We start from the raw sequence: 359 nt of genomic DNA, 5'->3' as shown, positions 1-359 counted from the left end.
AATAAAAAAGCTATCTATTAGCTTTTCTACTAATAGATAACTTTTCTATAATTAATATCTACTTTTATGAATTAATTTTTAAACACTTAATAACAATATAATACCAGCGATATGAGAAACAAGACTTGCAATTAAGGCAATTATTCCTACCACAAGAGATATTATATACTTTTTATCTTCTTTATAAGCTTTCTTTTTTAATGACATCACTATAGCTATAATTGATAATATATATCCTATTAATGGACTTAATATACCTCCTACTAAACCTATTACAGCTAATACAATTGCTACTATAGATTTAGAAGATTTTTGTGAAACTGAATTATTTTCCATAAATACTTCCCCCTATTATTTTA

At 23.7% G+C, this 359-nt stretch carries 1 protein-coding gene; it reads right to left on the bottom strand.

Annotated elements, in window-relative coordinates; translation table 11 throughout:
- Positions 1-78 precede the first annotated feature (78 nt).
- Positions 79-336, bottom strand: coding sequence for a hypothetical protein (locus tag ACQRD5_RS17260; RefSeq protein WP_291631428.1), 258 nt, complete (start codon positions 334-336; stop codon positions 79-81).
- Between the last annotated feature and the right edge of the window lie 23 nt (positions 337-359).

The sequence above is a fragment of the Clostridium sp. SGI.024 genome (genome assembly GCF_050315195.1).
Taxonomy (GTDB): domain Bacteria; phylum Bacillota; class Clostridia; order Clostridiales; family Clostridiaceae; genus Clostridium.
The sequence above is the reverse complement of the archived record's forward strand: the minus strand, read 5'-3'. Positions and strand labels throughout refer to the sequence as shown.

Excerpts from the sequence above, each read along its gene's own strand:
- ACQRD5_RS17260 (WP_291631428.1), bottom strand. The coding sequence starts at position 336 with ATGGAAAATAATTCAGTTTCACAAAAATCTTCTAAATCTATAGTAGCA.